At 72.2% G+C, this 15351-nt stretch carries 11 protein-coding genes; 5 read left to right on the top strand and 6 right to left on the bottom strand.

The window, feature by feature from the left end; genetic code table 11:
* Positions 1-79 precede the first annotated feature (79 nt).
* Entirely contained in the window at positions 80-634 is a 555-nt protein-coding gene (locus ABD350_RS21870) for a hypothetical protein (protein ID WP_344349919.1), read from the top strand.
* 102 nt (positions 635-736) lie between these two features.
* Here the strand turns inward: ABD350_RS21870 and tsaE are convergent, their stop codons facing one another.
* The 5 genes from tsaE to ABD350_RS21845 form a co-directional block, all read right to left on the bottom strand.
* A complete protein-coding gene (tsaE, locus tag ABD350_RS21865; RefSeq protein ID WP_344349918.1) occupies positions 737-1255 on the bottom strand; it encodes a tRNA (adenosine(37)-N6)-threonylcarbamoyltransferase complex ATPase subunit type 1 TsaE in 519 nt (172 codons plus the stop codon).
* Positions 1215-2480: an alpha/beta fold hydrolase gene (locus tag ABD350_RS21860; protein WP_344349916.1), complete on the bottom strand. Its 1266-nt coding sequence runs from the start codon at positions 2478-2480 to the stop codon at positions 1215-1217. The genes tsaE and ABD350_RS21860 overlap by 41 nt, the downstream gene beginning before the upstream one ends.
* A 206-nt stretch (positions 2481-2686) precedes the next feature.
* Positions 2687-3856, bottom strand: a complete 1170-nt coding sequence (alr, locus tag ABD350_RS21855; protein WP_344349915.1) for an alanine racemase — start codon at positions 3854-3856, stop codon at positions 2687-2689.
* A 208-nt stretch (positions 3857-4064) separates the two neighbouring features.
* The gene (locus ABD350_RS21850; protein WP_344349914.1) at positions 4065-5498 is read right to left on the bottom strand and encodes an NAD(P)H-hydrate dehydratase; all 1434 of its coding nucleotides are present in this window, start codon (positions 5496-5498) and stop codon (positions 4065-4067) included.
* Positions 5499-5551: 53 nt separating this feature from the next.
* Positions 5552-5923, bottom strand: a complete 372-nt coding sequence (locus tag ABD350_RS21845; protein ID WP_344349913.1) for a holo-ACP synthase — start codon at positions 5921-5923, stop codon at positions 5552-5554.
* Between the two features lie 64 nt (positions 5924-5987).
* Between ABD350_RS21845 and ABD350_RS21840 the strand changes: the two genes are divergently transcribed.
* Positions 5988-6770 carry an SDR family NAD(P)-dependent oxidoreductase gene (locus ABD350_RS21840; RefSeq protein ID WP_344349912.1) on the top strand — a complete coding sequence of 261 codons (783 nt, stop codon included), beginning with the start codon at positions 5988-5990 and terminating at the stop codon, positions 6768-6770.
* Between the two features lie 119 nt (positions 6771-6889).
* Complete coding sequence (locus tag ABD350_RS21835) at positions 6890-7240, top strand: hypothetical protein (protein WP_344349911.1); 351 nt, start codon at positions 6890-6892, stop codon at positions 7238-7240.
* Between the two features lie 111 nt (positions 7241-7351).
* Here ABD350_RS21835 and glmS read toward each other — a convergent pair whose 3' ends face one another.
* A complete protein-coding gene (gene glmS / locus ABD350_RS21830) occupies positions 7352-9199 on the bottom strand; it encodes a glutamine--fructose-6-phosphate transaminase (isomerizing) (protein ID WP_344349910.1) in 1848 nt (615 codons plus the stop codon).
* A gap of 764 nt (positions 9200-9963) precedes the next feature.
* Here glmS and ABD350_RS21825 point away from each other — a divergent pair.
* Both ABD350_RS21825 and ABD350_RS21820 read left to right on the top strand, forming a co-directional pair.
* Positions 9964-14682 (top strand): RICIN domain-containing protein, encoded by a 4719-nt coding sequence (locus tag ABD350_RS21825; protein WP_425584196.1) that lies wholly within the window; start codon positions 9964-9966, stop codon positions 14680-14682.
* A gap of 12 nt (positions 14683-14694) precedes the next feature.
* On the top strand, positions 14695-15294 hold the full coding sequence (locus ABD350_RS21820; protein ID WP_344349908.1) for a hypothetical protein: 600 nt from the start codon (positions 14695-14697) through the stop codon (positions 15292-15294).
* Positions 15295-15351: the final 57 nt, after the last annotated feature.

Raw genomic sequence — 15351 nt, 5'->3', positions numbered from 1 at the left:
CACCGGCTGCTACGGTCTGGATGAATACGACATATAGCCCTAAGAACACCAAACAGACGCGAAGCAGAGGTGGGCGCAGGTGGCAGGGACCAGCTCGGTGATCGTGGCCGGCCTCACCGCGGCGGCCCTGGGAACGGTCGGTTTCCTGGCGCTCAAGGCCCAGGCGACCGTGCCGGCCGCGCTGCGCGACGGGCCGGCGGCGAGCGCGTCCGCGGCGGCGGCGAAGGCGCCCCGGGACCAGCACCGCCCGACGGCCCTGCCGGACGGCTCGGGAACGGGTGAACGGGTGGTGTACTCGGTGGACGACGACCGGGTCTGGCTGGTCGCCCCCGGCAACCGGGTGCGGCGCACCTTCACGGTGCGGCCGGGCAGCGTCGACCCGGCGCCGGGCACGTACTGGGTCACCTCCCGCTCCAACGCGGCCACCGGCACCGACGGTCTGCCCGTCGAGCACGTGGTGCGGTTCACCAGCGTGGACGGGGTGGTGATCGGGTTCAGCGCGGCGGTGCGCGGCGGCTCGGGCATGGCGGCCGACCCGAACGTGAAGACGGGCGGCATCCGGGAGAGCCGGGCGGACGGCGACGCGATGTGGGCTTTCGCGACCATCGGGGTGCCGGTGGTGGTGATCCGGTGACCGGCGGCTTACGCCGGGTGCGGCGCCGCGGCGGTCACGCGCGGTGCTCCCCGCGCCCGTCCGGAGCACCGTGTTCCCCGCGCCCCTTGGGAGCGGGGCCGCTCAGCCCGTCAGCGTCTCCAGGTCCGCCTTCGACCACCGCTCCCCCAGCCCCGTCAGCGTCACGTGCCGGACCTCGTCCGTCGTGTCGCCGACCGCACGGTGGATGAGGATCTGCAGGCGGTCCTCGGTCAGTTCCTCGACCTTGCCCTCGCCCCACTCCACGACGATCACCGAGTCGGGCAGCGAGACGTCGAGGTCCAGGTCCTCCATCTCGTCCAGGCCGCCGGCCAGACGGTAGGCGTCGACGTGCACGAGGGGCGGGCCGTCGCCGAGGGACGGGTGTACCCGGGCGATGACGAAGGTCGGCGAGGTCACCGCGCCGCGTACGCCGAGCCCCTCGCCGAGCCCGCGGGTCAGGGTGGTCTTGCCCGCGCCGAGCTCCCCGCTGAGCATCACCAGGTCGCCCGCGCGCAGCAGCCTGGCCAGCCGTCGGCCCAGCTCCCGCATCCGCTCGGGGGAGGTGATCGTCAGCCTGATCTCAGCGGCCTGGTGCGCTGCCGGTGCTGCTGGTCGTTCCATAGCCACTTACGGTAGCCCCTGCGGGCACCGCTCCCGCGCGGGTGAGCAGATCGGCGAGCCGGTCGGTGACCTGCTCGGGGTGCTCCAGCATCACCAGGTGCCCGGCGTCCGGCACGAGCACCAGCTCGGCGTCGGGCAGCAGGCCGGCGATGGCCTCGCTGTGCTCGCTGGGCGTGACCAGGTCCTGCACGCCGGCCAGCACCAGCACCGGCACGTCCCGGAAGCAGCGAAGCGCCTCGGTCTTGTCGTGGTCGGCGAAGGCCGGGTAGAACTCGGCGACGACGTCGATCGGCGTGGACTCGATCATCCGCTCGGCGAACCGTTCCACCGACGGGTCGACCTCCCGGCCCGCGAACGAGTACCGCTTGATGATCCCGGCGAATAGGTCGGCGGTGGCCCGGCGCCCCTTCTCCACCAGCTCCGCCTGCCGGCCGAGCGCCCGGAGCACCCCGGGCAGGACCCGGCGCACCGCGTTGACGCCGGCCACCGGAAGCCCGAAGTTGACCTCGCCGAGCCGTCCGGACGACGAGCCCACGAAGGCGGCGGCGACCACCCGGTCCCGGATCAGCTCGGGGTACTGGGCGGCCAGCGCCATCACCGTCATCCCGCCCATCGAATGGCCGACGAGCACCACCGGGCCGGCGGGGACGGCCGCGTCGAGCACCGCCTTCAGATCCCGGCCGAGCTGGTCGATGGTGACCGGCTCCCGGTCCCGGGTCTGGGCCACGCCCCGCCCGGACCGGCCGTGGCTGCGCTGGTCCCAGTACACGGACCGGACGACGCCGCGCAGGGCGGCCCGCTGGAAGTGCCAGGAGTCCTGGCTCAGGCAGTAACCGTGGCAGAAGACGACGGTGACCGGGGCGGGCGCCTTGCGGCCGAAGAGCCGGCGCCGGCGCGGGGAGACGTCCGGGCCCGGGTCGGGCTCGGCCTCGTCGACCTCGTAGTACAGCTCGGTGCCGTCGTCGGCGTACGCCTTGCCGGGGGTGCCGCGCAGGGTGCCGTACGGGCCCGCCGCGTCCAGCGCCAGCCGGGCCTTGCGGCGCATCCCGCGCCCCACCGTCATCCGCTCCACGGCGACGCCGGCCGCCGCGCCCGCGGCGAGCACGCCCAGCGCGGCACCGGCGATCCCGGTCGCCCGGCGCCAGCTCCCGGCCGCCCCCGCGGCGGAGGCGGCGGCGGCTGAGGCGACCACGTCCGCCACGGTCTCCGCGCTGCTCTCGCTCACGTACCGCTCCTCTTCCCCTGCTGGAGTGCCTGGACGGGTGCAACGGCCGGTGCCGCCCGGTGGCCGGCGGGCCCGGTGACGCCGGTGGTCCCGGAGCACCGCCGGTGGTCCCGGAGCGCCGCCTGCGGTACCGGAGCGCCGCCTGCGGCACCGGGCCGCTTGCCGGTGCGGCCGGTGTCCGTTCCGGGGCCGCGTTCCGGGACGGGTTACCCGGCTTCCCGCTCGTTCACATGGACGCGCGGAACCCGGGTGCCGATGCGGGTGACGATCTCGTACGCGATCGTGCCGCAGGCCTGCGCCCAGTCCTCGGCGGTGGGCTCGCCCCGGTCGCCCGGTCCGAAGAGCACCGCCTCGGTCCCCACCGGGGGCTCGTCGCCGCCGAGGTCCACCACGAACTGGTCCATGGCGACCCGTCCGGCGACCGTCCGCCACTTGCCGTCGACCAGCACCGGCCCGGTGCCCGAGGCGTGCCGCGGGATGCCGTCCGCGTAGCCGACCGGGACCAGGCCGAGGGTGGTCTCGCCGGGGGTGACGTAGTGGTGGCCGTAGCTGATGCCGTGGCCGCCCGGTGCGTGCTTGACGAGGGCCAGCGAGGCGCTGAGCGTCATCACCGGGCGCAGTCCGAAGTCCGCCGGGGTGCCCAGTTCCGGGCTGGGCGAGACGCCGTACATCGCGATGCCCGTGCGGACCAGGTCGAAGTGGCTCTCGGGCAGGGTGAGGGTGGCCGGCGAGTTGGCGATGTGCCGCACCTCGGGCCGGGCGCCCCGCTGCTCGGCGTAGGCCACCATCTCCTGAAACCGGCTGAGCTGGGCGGCGATGGACGGGTGCCCCGGCTCGTCGGCGCACGCGAAGTGCGACCACAGTCCGGTGACGCGGACCAGTCCCTCGGCCTCGGCGCGCAGCGCGGCACCGACCAGCTCGGCCCAGTCCGCGCCGGGCTGGCAGCCGTTGCGGCCGAGCCCGGTGTCGGCCTTGAGCTGCACGCGCGCGGGCCGGCCCGCCGCGCGGGCGGCGGCGGTGACCTCGCGCAGCGCCCACATCCCGCTCAGCGACACGTCGATGTCGGCCTCGACGGCCTCCCGCCAGGGGCCGCCCGGCACCCACAGCCAGCACAGCAGGCGGCCGGACAGCCCGGCGGCACGCAGCGCGAGGGCCTCCTCGGCGGTGGCCGTGCCGAGCCAGGTGGCACCGGCCGCGAGGGCGGCACGGGCGCACGGCACCGCGCCGTGGCCGTACGCGTCGGACTTGACGACGGCCATCACGGCGGCGCTCTTCGCCCGGGCGCGCAGGGCGCGCACGTTGGCGCGCAGGGCGCCCAGATCGATCTCGGCGCGGGCGCGCAGGGCGGCGGTCGGCTCAGCTGCTGTCTCAGTCATCGCGCCCCAGTCTCTCAGAGCCCGCCGACGCCCCCCGGCGCCCGGCCCCGACCACGCACCGAGGCAACGGGCACCCCGACCCGTACACCCCGATGACCACCGCACCCGGCCGGCTCCGGCAGGACAGCAACCCCGGAGAGGCAGCACCCCAATCCCCGACGCCCCGACGGCCGCCGACGCCCGGGGCCGGGCTCGGGAGCGCGGTGTCTCAGTCCCGTACGCTCCGCCATGCCTGGGGGATCCGGGTCGCCACGTCATGCGCTCCCGTCGGGGCGCCGTCCGCGGCGAAGCGGCCCGCCAGGCCGTGGAGGTACGCGGCCACGCTCCCGGCGTCCAGGGGGGCCAGGCCGGACGCCAGCAGGGAGCCGGCGAGGCCGGAGAGGACATCGCCGCTGCCGGCCGTGGCCAGCCAGGGGGTGCCGGTGGGGTTGACCCGTACGGGTCCGCCGTCGGGGCCGGCGACCAGGGTGGTGGAGCCCTTCAGCAGGACCGTCGCCCGGTACCGCGCGGCCAGTTCGCGCACCGCGGCCAGCCGGGCGGCCTCGACCTCCTCCCGCCGTACCCCCAGCAGCGCGGCGGCCTCGCCCGCGTGCGGGGTCATCAGGGTCGGCGCGCCGCGCCCCCGTACGGCGTCCCGGTCGGCCAGCCGCAGCCCGTCCGCGTCGAGCAGCACGGGCACGTCGGCCGCCAGCACCTCGGCCACGGTGGCCGCGTCGTCCCCGGCGCCCGGCCCGGTCACCCACGCCTGCACCCGGCCGGCCTTGGCGGGTCCGGCGTCGGAGACGAGGGTCTCCGGGAAGCGCGCGAGGACCGCGTCCCCGGCCGGGCCGACGTACCGTACGGCCCCGGCCCCGCCGCGCAGCGCCCCGGACACCGCCAGCACGGCCGCGCCCGGGTAGCGTGCCGAGCCCGCCGCGATCCCGACCACGCCGCGCCGGTACTTGTCGCTCTCCGCCTCCGGAGTGGGCAACAGCCGTGCCACGTCGGCGTGTTGCAGTGCCTGGAGTACGGCGCCGGCGGGCGGCGGTTCGATGCCGATGCCGACGAACCGGACCACTCCGGCGTACTCCCGCGCGGGATCCACCAGCAGTCCGGGCTTGTACGCGCCGAAGGTGACGGTCAGGTCGGCGCGCAGCGCGGCCCCCCGCACCTCCCCGGTGTCCGCGTCGACTCCGCTGGGCAGGTCCACGGCGACGACGGCGGCCCCGGACCGCGCGACCGCCTCGGCCAGCCGTGCGGCGTCCGGCCGCAGCCCACCCCTGCCGCCGATGCCGACGATGCCGTCCACGACCAGGCGGGCCCGGGCGATCGCCTCCTCGCCCCGGTCCGCCGGGACGGTCCGGCCGCCCGCCCGGCGCAGCGCGGCGAGCCCTCCTTCGTGGGTCCGTCCGGGCGACAGCAGGACGGCGGTCACCCCGGCGCCGCGCCGGGCCAGCCGGGCCCCCGCGTACAGGGCGTCCCCGCCGTTGTCGCCGCTGCCGACCAGCAGCGCCACCCGGCTGCCGGACACCCGCCCGAGCAGGCCGGCGCAGGCGGCGGCCAGCCCGGCGGCGGCCCGCTGCATCAGCGCGCCCTCCGGAAGCCGTGCCATCAGGGCCCGTTCGGCCGTCCTCACCGTCTCCACGCTGTACGCAGTACGCATGGCACCGAGTCTGCCCCCGATTCCCCGCCGTCCACACCCCGGCGCCGACGCGGTCAGCCCTCGGCGACCACCACGGCCGAGGCCACCCCGGCGTCGTGGCTGAGCGACACGTGCCAGGCCCGCACGCCCAGCTCGGCCGCGCGCGCGGCCACCGTGCCCTTCACCCGCAATCGGGGCTGCCCGCTGTCCTCCACGTACACCTCGGCGTCGGTCCAGTGCAGTCCCGGCGGCGCCCCCAGCGCCTTGGCCAGCGCTTCCTTGGCGGCGAACCGGGCCGCCAGCGAGGCGATGCCGCGCCGTTCCCCGCTGGGCAGCAGCAGTTCGCGTTCCACGAACAACCGGTCGGCCAGTCCCGGCGTCCGTTCCAGGGACGCCCGGAACCGGTCGATCTCGGCGACGTCGATGCCCACCCCGATGATGCTCATGCCGAGCACCCTACGACCCCGGCCGGCGGCGTCCGGGCGACGCCACGTCGCCTACGCTGCGCAGATGACCTCATCGAACGCTTATCTCTCCGGCCTGTTCTCGCTGGACGGCCGTGTCGCGCTGGTGACCGGGGGCAGCTCGGGCATCGGACGGGCCATCGCGGGCGCGCTGGCGCGGGCCGGGGCGAGTGTCGTGATCGCGGCCCGGCGCGAAGGCGAACTCGCCGAGACCGTTGACGAGTTGACGGCGGACGGCTGCCGGGCGGCCTGGGTGAGCGGCGACCTGGGCAGCCGGGACGGAGTGCGCGCGGCCGCCGAGGACGCGGCGGCCGTGTTCGGGGAGCCCGACATCCTCGTCAACTCCGCCGGGATCAACCTGCGTCCGCCGCTGGGCGAGCTGGACGAGGACGTGTGGGACACCACCATGGCGGTGAACCTGGAGGCGCCGTTCCTGCTGGGGCAGCGGTTCGGGCCGGGGATGGCCGAGCGGGGCTTCGGCCGGATCATCCACATCAGCTCCCAGCAGGCGCACCGGGCGTTCGTGCAGAGCGGCGCCTACGGTGTGTCGAAGGGCGCGCTGGAGGCGCTGGCCCGTTCCCAGGCCGAGGCCTGGTCGCGGCACGGGGTCACCTGCAACACCCTGGTGCCGGGCTTTGTGATGACCCCGCTGAACGCGCGGCTGTCGGGCGACCCGGAGCGGGTGGCGGCCCTGGCCGCGCGCACGATGACCGGCCGCAACGGCCTGGCCGAGGACTTCGCGGGCGCGGCGGTGTTCCTGGCGAGCGGTGCCTCCGCCTATGTCACCGGCCAGTCGATCCACGTGGACGGCGGCTTCTCCGTCCACTGAGCGCCCGCGCGGACGACGCCCTCAAGATCACGGCCGGGCTCGTTCCCAGTAGCCTTCCTGTTGACCGGCGTCGCGCGCGTCAGCGCGGGCGCCCACGCACACAACGGGAGGACAGCGTTTTGAAGTCGAGGTTCCTGGGCAGCGCGCTCACCACCGCCGCACTCGTCGGCACGGCCCTCACCGGGACCGTCGCCACCGCCGGTTCCGCCTCCGCGGCGTCCCTGCCGAGGGACTGCAGCAAGGCGATCATCAACGTCAAGGCCAAGGAGACCGTCAACGTCCGCACCTCGCCCAAGACGTCCGCCACGGCCGTCGGCATCTGGGGCAAGGGCCGCAAGGGCACGGTCTGCAACGACGGCAAGGCCTACAAGGGCGGCTCGTACACGGCCTGCGGCAAGAAGAGCAACCTGTGGTACTACGGCGGCGAGAAGAAGACCGGCTGGGTGCCGAAGACCTGCATCAACTGGTGACCGCCGGCCCGGACCGACCGGGCGAGAAGGCCGGGCGAGAAGGCCGGGCCGGGCGGGAAGACCGGGGGCGGACGGCGATGGGCCGTCCGCCCCGTTCCGTTTCCCGCCGCCTCACTCCACCGTGACGGACTTCGCCAGGTTCCGTGGCTGGTCCACCTCGTTGCCCCGGGCGGTGGCCAGTTCGCAGGCGAAGACCTGCAACGGCACGGTGGCCACCAGCGGCTGGAGCAGCGTCGGCGTGGCCGGGATGCGGATCAGGTGGTCGGCGTAGGGGACCACCGTCTCGTCGCCCTCCTCCGCGATGACGATGGTGCGGGCGCCGCGCGCGCGGATCTCCTGGATGTTCGACACGATCTTGTCGTGCAGGAGGGACCGGCCGCGCGGGGACGGGACGACCACCACCACCGGCAGGTCCTCCTCGATCAGCGCGATCGGGCCGTGCTTCAGCTCGCCGGCCGCGAAGCCCTCGGCGTGCATGTACGCCAGCTCCTTCAGCTTCAGCGCGCCTTCCAGGGCCACCGGATAGCCGACGTGCCGGCCGAGGAAGAGGACGGTGTTCTTCGCGGCCAGGGTGCGGGCCAGCGCCCGGACCGGCTCCATGGTCTCCAGGACCCGTTCCACCTCGTCCGAGATCCGGGACAGGTCCTTGATGACCGCGTGGACCTCGTCGCCCCACTTGGTGCCGCGCACCTGGCCGAGGTACAGGGCGACCAGGTAGCAGGCGACGAGCTGGGTGAGGAACGCCTTGGTCGAGGCGACGGCGACCTCGGGGCCGGCGTGCGTGTACAGCACGGCGTCGGACTCGCGGGGGATGGTGGAGCCGTTGGTGTTGCAGATCGCCAGCACCTTGGAGCCCTGCTCGCGGGCGTGCCGCAGTGCCATCAGGGTGTCCATGGTCTCGCCGGACTGGGAGATGGCGATCACCAGGGAGCGGCCGTCCAGGATGGGGTCGCGGTAGCGGAACTCGCTGGCCAGCTCGACCTCGCAGGGGATGCGGGTCCAGTGCTCGATGGCGTACTTGGCGATCAGGCCGGCGTGGAAGGCCGTACCGCAGGCGACGATGACGACCTTGTCGACCTCGCGCAGTTCGGAGGGGCTGATCCGCACCTCGTCCAGGGTCAGCGAGCCGGAGGGGTCGATGCGGCCGAGCAGGGTGTCGGCGACGGCCTTGGGCTGCTCGGCGATCTCCTTGAGCATGAAGTAGTCGTAGCCGCCCTTCTCGGCGGCCGAGGCGTCCCAGTCCACGTGGTAGGAGCGGATGTCGGCCGGGCGGCCGTCGAAGCCGGTCACCGTGACGCCGTCCCGGCGCAGTTCGACCACCTGGTCCTGGCCCAGCTCGATCGCGGAGCGGGTGTGGGCGATGAACGCGGCGACGTCGGAGGCCAGGAACGCCTCGCCCTCGCCGACGCCCACCACCAGCGGGGAGTTGCGGCGGGCGCCGACCACCACGTCCGGCTCGTCGGCGTGCACCGCGACCAGGGTGAACGCTCCTTCCAGCCGGCGGCACACCAGCCGCATCGCCTCGGCGAGGTCGGCGGTGACCGAGAACTCCTCGGCGAGCAGGTGGGCGACCACCTCGGTGTCCGTCTCCGACGTCAACTCATGCCCGCGCTCGGCTAGTTCGGCGCGCAGTACGGCGAAGTTCTCGATGATGCCGTTGTGCACCACGGCAACCCGGCCCGCGTTGTCCAGGTGCGGGTGCGCGTTGGCGTCCGTGGGTCCGCCGTGGGTGGCCCAGCGGGTGTGCCCGATGCCGGTGGATCCGGTCGGCAGCGGCCGTTCGACCAGTTCCTTCTCCAGGTTGACCAGCTTCCCGGCCTTCTTCGCGGCGGCCAGCCCCCCGTCCGCGAGCACGGCGACCCCCGCCGAGTCGTACCCCCGGTACTCCAGCCGCTTCAGCCCGGCCATCACGACATCCAGCGCCGACTGTGACCCTACGTATCCCACGATTCCGCACATGAGCGGCAGCCTAAGGGCCACAACCGATCAGAAACGGCCGTAGCTTGCCCGGAATCAGAAATTCCCACCGTCGTACGAAGGACCACCGAGGGCTCCCGCCCTGAACCGACGGGGGACGGAAGTCGGCCAACATCAGGGGTCCGGCACCCTTCCCACACCACCCCCACACAAGGAACACACGGCTACCACATGTCGATACGGGCTGGTCAACGAGCACCTCGACCGTAACGACCGTAGAAACGAGTCACACAACTTTGCGTCAGCCGGGCCGAGCCCGGAAAGTAAACGCCTGTCCGAACCCGCGGACGCGTGCCTAAGGTAGCGCCGCGCTCCGGCGGAGCCTGACCCCCTCCGCCACCACGCGCATCATCGAGCGGCCGGGGGAACGGTGTCGCTCACGGGGAGGGAGCGCACCACCATGCCGTCGTACCGGCTGACCGCGGGCACCAACGTCTCCCGCACGCCGCGTTTCTGAGGCGCTTTCCAGCACCACCGCTTCTCCGTGCGCTGCGGCCGCCTTCCGGCCCACACCTCTGACGCATGCAGAAAGGGGCTCTTCCGTGCGCCTGAAACCATATTTACGCCCGCCCGGAAGACGGAGATTACGCGGGCTGACCTCTGCCGTGACCTCCGTTGCCGCACTGGCCGTCGTGTTCGGCATCGCGGTGCAGCCTGGTTCGGTACGACTGCCCGCCGAGCCGGCAGGAACCTACGGGTGGTACGAGGACACCGCCGCGGAACAACTGCGGCAGGACCAGTGTCTGATGAGCGACGTCCTGCGGCTGGGTGGCGCGTCGATGGCCGCGACCGCCCAGGACGGCTTGAACCAGCCCGCCGACAAGCTGCATGCGCTCGCCGACCGGCAACATTGGGAGCAGACCCCGCTCGCTGTCGCGTTCAAGAAGGACCGGGACGCAGCCGACCAGGAGGAGAGCGAACTGGACGCTCTCCGGCACGACTGGGCAAAGCCCCTGAAGGGCCTCACGGCTCCCGGCGGTTTCTCCTTCCTTGAGTTCTCCACCCCGCCCGACGGCAAGGACGGCTTCTACAGCCAAACGGGTCTGACCGCCTGGGTGGCCGCCCGGTACTGGCAATCCGATTACGACTTCTACGAGGAGGCCACTCCCCAGGCCGACGACCAGACACGCAAGGCGGTCGAGGAACTCGGCGGCCCGCTGTACGGGAAACTCCCCGAATGGGTCCCGGATCCGTCCACGCGGGAGCGCGCGTACGACGAGTACCGGGCCTTCGACTACCTGTTCGACCCCATCGACGGCATGGGCGCGGACGATGCCCGTATCTTCCTCTCCTCCGGTGGATTCCCGCGCACGGCTCCGCAGCCGGGGGCTCCGGAGTTCCGTATCGCCGTGGAGGACATCAAGTCACGCTTCGCCGCGTGCGGCTGGCGTGACCCACTGGTCCCGGGCAACGTGCTCGACGACATCACGTCCGCTGCCGCCGACGAGTGGCAGCAGGAAATCGTCTCCCAGGCCACCCAGCGCAACCAGATCATCGACGCCAACAAGACCGCGGTCGACGCCCTCGCCAAGGGCGCGAAGGCCGTGGGCAACCTCCTGGGGAACTCCTGGACCGCGGACCGCCTCGCACGGTGGCAGGCCTACTGGATGCCGGGGGGCGTCGGCTGGGTAGGCACCAGTCCGACCGTCATCGAGGTGCACGCCGCACAGGGCAAATGCCTTGACGTCCAGGGCGGTAAGGACCAGAACGGTACGCCGGTCCAGATCTACACGTGCAACGGCTCGCCGGCGCAGCAGTGGCAGCTCTACGGCAGCGACGACAACCTCCACCTGATGAACCTGGCGACCTACAGGTGCCTCGACGTCGACAAGAACAACCCGGCGAACGGCACGAAGATCCAGATCTGGTCGTGCGACTCAGCTCCGTCCCAGACCTGGCAGACCACGATCCGCGGTACTACCAGCCTGAAGAACGCCGGTACAGGCAAGTGCCTGGACCTGCACACCTTCGCCAGCGGAAACGACGCGCAGCTCTACACCTGCAACGGCACGGACGCGCAGCAGTTCGACATCACCCCCTCGGACCATAACGGTGACGCCACGTCGGGCTACCCGGACAAGGCGCAGTTCGACAAGGTGAGGGCCGAGATCGTCACCGCCCAGAAGAACACCAGGCCGCAACGGGTCGCGATCAGGGCCCAGCTCGCGGCCGCGCGAAAGGCCGCGGCCTTGTCGGACGCGGCGATCCAGTCCGCGTACGGGATCGCGGACGCCAATGGCACACCGCGGGGCCGCGGGCTCCTCGTGGGCCAGCAGAAGGACCAGGTCACCAAGGGAGCGGTGGCCGCGCTGGAGGCGCTGGAGAAGGCCGGTGAGACGGCCGAGGCCGCGACCCGTGCCGCCGCCGGGGACAGCGCGACCATCACCCAGCGTGCGCTGGCACAGGCCGCACAGGCGAAGGCGGAGTTCCGCAAGGAGGCCGCGAAGACTGCCGAATCGCAGGCCCAGGCTGCCGCGGACGCCGCCAGGGTGCACCGGGACAACGCCAAGCAGGACAAGGAAACCGCGGAGGCCAGACTCGCCGACGCGCTCAAGGCCGAGGGGGACGCCAAGGCGGCTGCCGCCGACGCGCACGCCAAGCGGCTCGCGGCCGAGGCCGAGGAAAAGACGGCCCAGGCGGAGAAGGAGAAGGCCGCCGCCAAGCGCGCCGAGGCCGCCGAGCACAAGAAGAACGCCGAGTCCGAGGCGGCGAACGCCAAGGACGCCAAGGACAAGGCCGAGGCAGCGGAGAAGACGGCCGCGAGCAAGCGGGACGACGCGGTCAAGGCGCGCGACCACGCCCAGGACATGCGTGACGATGCCTGGGACGCCGAGCAGAAGGCCGAGGCGGCCCGTGCCAAGGCCTATGCCAAGGAGGCCTACGCCGACTCGCTCGACTCCGGTACTGCCGCCGAAGCGGCCCGCGCCGCCGCGAACGACGCGGACAAGGCCGCCGACGACTCCGAGGCAGCGGCGAAGCGAGCCCGCTCGGATGCCGACGCCGCCGCCCAGGCGTCGGCCGACGCCGATGCCGCGGCCACCCGCGCCGAGGCGGCGGCCAAGCGGGCCCGTTCCGACGCGGACGCCGCCCAGGCCGACAAGCTCAAGGCGGACGCGGCGGTCAAGACCGCCACCGACGCCACCGCGGAGGCCATCAAGGCCTCCCAATACGCCGCCGCCGAGGCGAAGACGGCCGTCCGACTCGCCGACGAGGCCGACGAACACGCCAAGGACGCCAAGACTCAGGCGGACACCGCCCACCAGGAAGCCGGCAAGGCGGTGGCCGCCGCGTCGAGGGCCGCCGGATTCGCCCATGTCACCGCCCAGGCGGCCGTGGACGCCCATACGGCGGCCCAGCAGGTCGCCGCTCCCGCCAACGACGCCATCCAGCTCGGTTCCCCCTATGTCGCCACCGACTCGGCCGCCGGTCTCGTCGTGCTGACCGGGCAGGCGGCGAAGTCGATCGCCGAACAACAGCAGGCCGTCGCCGACGCGCACGCCAAGAGGGCCGCCGCCGAGGCCCAGGCCGCCAAGAACCTCGCCGACCAGGCCAAGGGCGACGCGAAGGAGGCCTATCAGCACGCGGCCGACGCCGCCAAGCACGCCTCCGACGCCCGTACGTACGCCAAGGAGGCCCTCGGCTACGCGGCCGACGCCGCCAAGGCCGCATCGGCCGCCGCCTCGTCGCTGACCCGCACCATCGGGTACGACAAGCAGGCCACCGAGGACGCCGAGGCCGCCGACAAGGCAGCGGGCAGGGCCGAGAGCCACGCCAAGGACGCCCGCGCCTCCGCCGACGCGGCCGAACTCGACGCCGAAGCCGCCCGCTCAGCGGCCGTCCAGGCCGAACAGGCTGCCAAGGAGGCCCGAGCCGCGGCCGACCGCGCCGATACCGCCGCGACCGAGGCCGAACAGGCCGCGAAGGACGCCGACGAGTACGCCGCGGAGGCCCAGACCGCTGCCGACAGGGCGGAGAAGGCTGAGAAGGCCCGGCAGATCGGCACCGGAACCGTCGCCGACGAGCGCGGCTCCATCGGCAACGTCTTCTACGTCATCGACCGTGTCGAGCGGGCCGGCAGCCCGGAGGTCGTCAGCAAGACGAAGAGCTGTGACAACTGGATCAGCAAGCTCTTCTACAAGGGCGACTGCACGATCACCGCGAAGATCCGGTTCACGGCGACCCTCGACCTCTATCTCTGCACCACGGAAGATCCGAACCCGCAGCAGTACACCTGCCCGACCGACGCGACGGACTACCTGGGCCAGGTCAAGGTCAACAACCTGTCCCAGACGGTCTCGCACACGATCACGATCGCGGAGTTCCAGGAGAACGTCGACCCGGTCGACATCCTCTTCGGCAGCTGGATCACATGCGCCCAGAAGATCGTGCCCGGCGGCGAGAGCGGAAGCCTGGGCGGCTGCGCCTGGGCGACCGTGGACATCATCTCCCTCTCCGCGGGAAAGATCATCCGCCCCATCGCCGAGGCCCTGCGCGCCGTGGACGCCGCGTTCGTCACCGGCGTCGGCGTCCGGGACGCGTTCAAGACCCTCAAGGCCCTGGAAGGCGTGGACGCGGCGGCGGTCGCCGCGATCGAGAAGCAGGTCGCGATCTACGAGGAAGTCCGTACGGCGTGCTCGGTGAACAGCTTTCCCGGGCACACCAACGTGATCCTGGCCGACGGCAGCCGCAAGGCACTGCGTGACGTGCGGACCGGTGACCTGCTGCTCGCCACCGATCCGGAGGCCGGGCGGACACAGGGCGAGCCCGTCACCCGTACGTTCCACCACGGCACCACCGACCTGATCGACGTGGCACTGACCGACGGTGGCCGTCTCACCAGCACGCCAGGACACCGGCTGTTCGTGGTCGGCCGCGGCTGGACCATGGCATCCGATCTCCGCCCCGGAGACACCCTGCGCACCCCTGGCGGCATACGCATCGTGGCCGAACTGACCGACCGGCAGGAGACCAGGCCCCAGACGGTGTACGACCTGACCGTCGCCGGCCTGCACACCTTCTACGCCGTGGCGGGTGACAGTCCTGTCCTGGTCCACAACTGCAATGACCTCGTCTACGACGCGAAGAAGTTCTCGGGGCTGGCCCACACGCTGGACGAGCACACAGCCGGGGTCGTCACCAGTGAGAAGGCCGTGGAACTGGCCATCGAGAAGACAGCAAAACTCGGTCACATCACACCCAACAGCCTTTTCATCGACCAGCAGACCGCTCAACAAGTCGTCGACTACGCGCTGTCCAACAATGCCAAGAGGATCAAGAATTGGCTCACGAAGACCAGAGATCCGGACCTGACCTGGAGAGGCAGCTTCGGGGCGAGGAACTCACTTGGCAACGCTTACTACCCTGACAGGACAGTAAGGGCAACAGGCAATGGGTATTTCATCAAGCTCGTACGAGCACCAGGACACAAAAACGGATTTTATGTACAGACGTGCTATCCGAGCTGAGAGGGGGACAGGATGCCGCGTTACACGGATTTCGACTTCGGTGTCTCCCGGGTGATGGGCTACTTCCATCAGGACTGGTATCACGACGGGGACAACGCCGCCGATGTCGTCGCAAGACAGCTCAGGTCCTCGTGCGACGAGGAGGCGCTGGCGCTGCGCCGGGACGCTCGGACTCTCGGCCTCCTTCCCTCACCCGCGCTGAAGGTGCTGTGGTACGCCGGTGCGGAACACATGCCGAACATCGAGTGGCTGGGAGGCGCGGCCGAGTGGACGCGGACGCTCGTCGGGCTGTCTGACGCGCGGCTGTCGGCCTCGGAGGTACGCCCGTTCACGGGCGCGGACGCGGAGGACGGCGCCGCCTGCCTCGACGCGGTCCTCGACGAGATCGACGCGGCGCGGTTCCTGGACCCCGAGGTCCGTGCCGCGCTCACCGACTGCGCGCGCCGTTGCACCCCGGACCTGGCGTTCCGGGTGCTGCTGAGGACGATGACGCACGCGCCGGACGCTTCGCTGTCCCCGGAGCGGTACCGGAGGCTGGAAGCCGTCGGATCGGCCCTCCGGTACGGCGAGTTCGTCGTGGACAACGTGAAGTACCTGGTCGAGCGGCCGTAGCGGGACGGATGGTGTCCCTTTCCGAACGGGTCGGGGAGGGACACCGTCGGGTCTGCC

The sequence above is a fragment of the Streptomyces nogalater genome, from assembly GCF_039532885.1.
Lineage (GTDB): Bacteria > Actinomycetota > Actinomycetes > Streptomycetales > Streptomycetaceae > Streptomyces > Streptomyces nogalater.
This window is presented reverse-complemented; position numbering and strand designations above follow the sequence as displayed.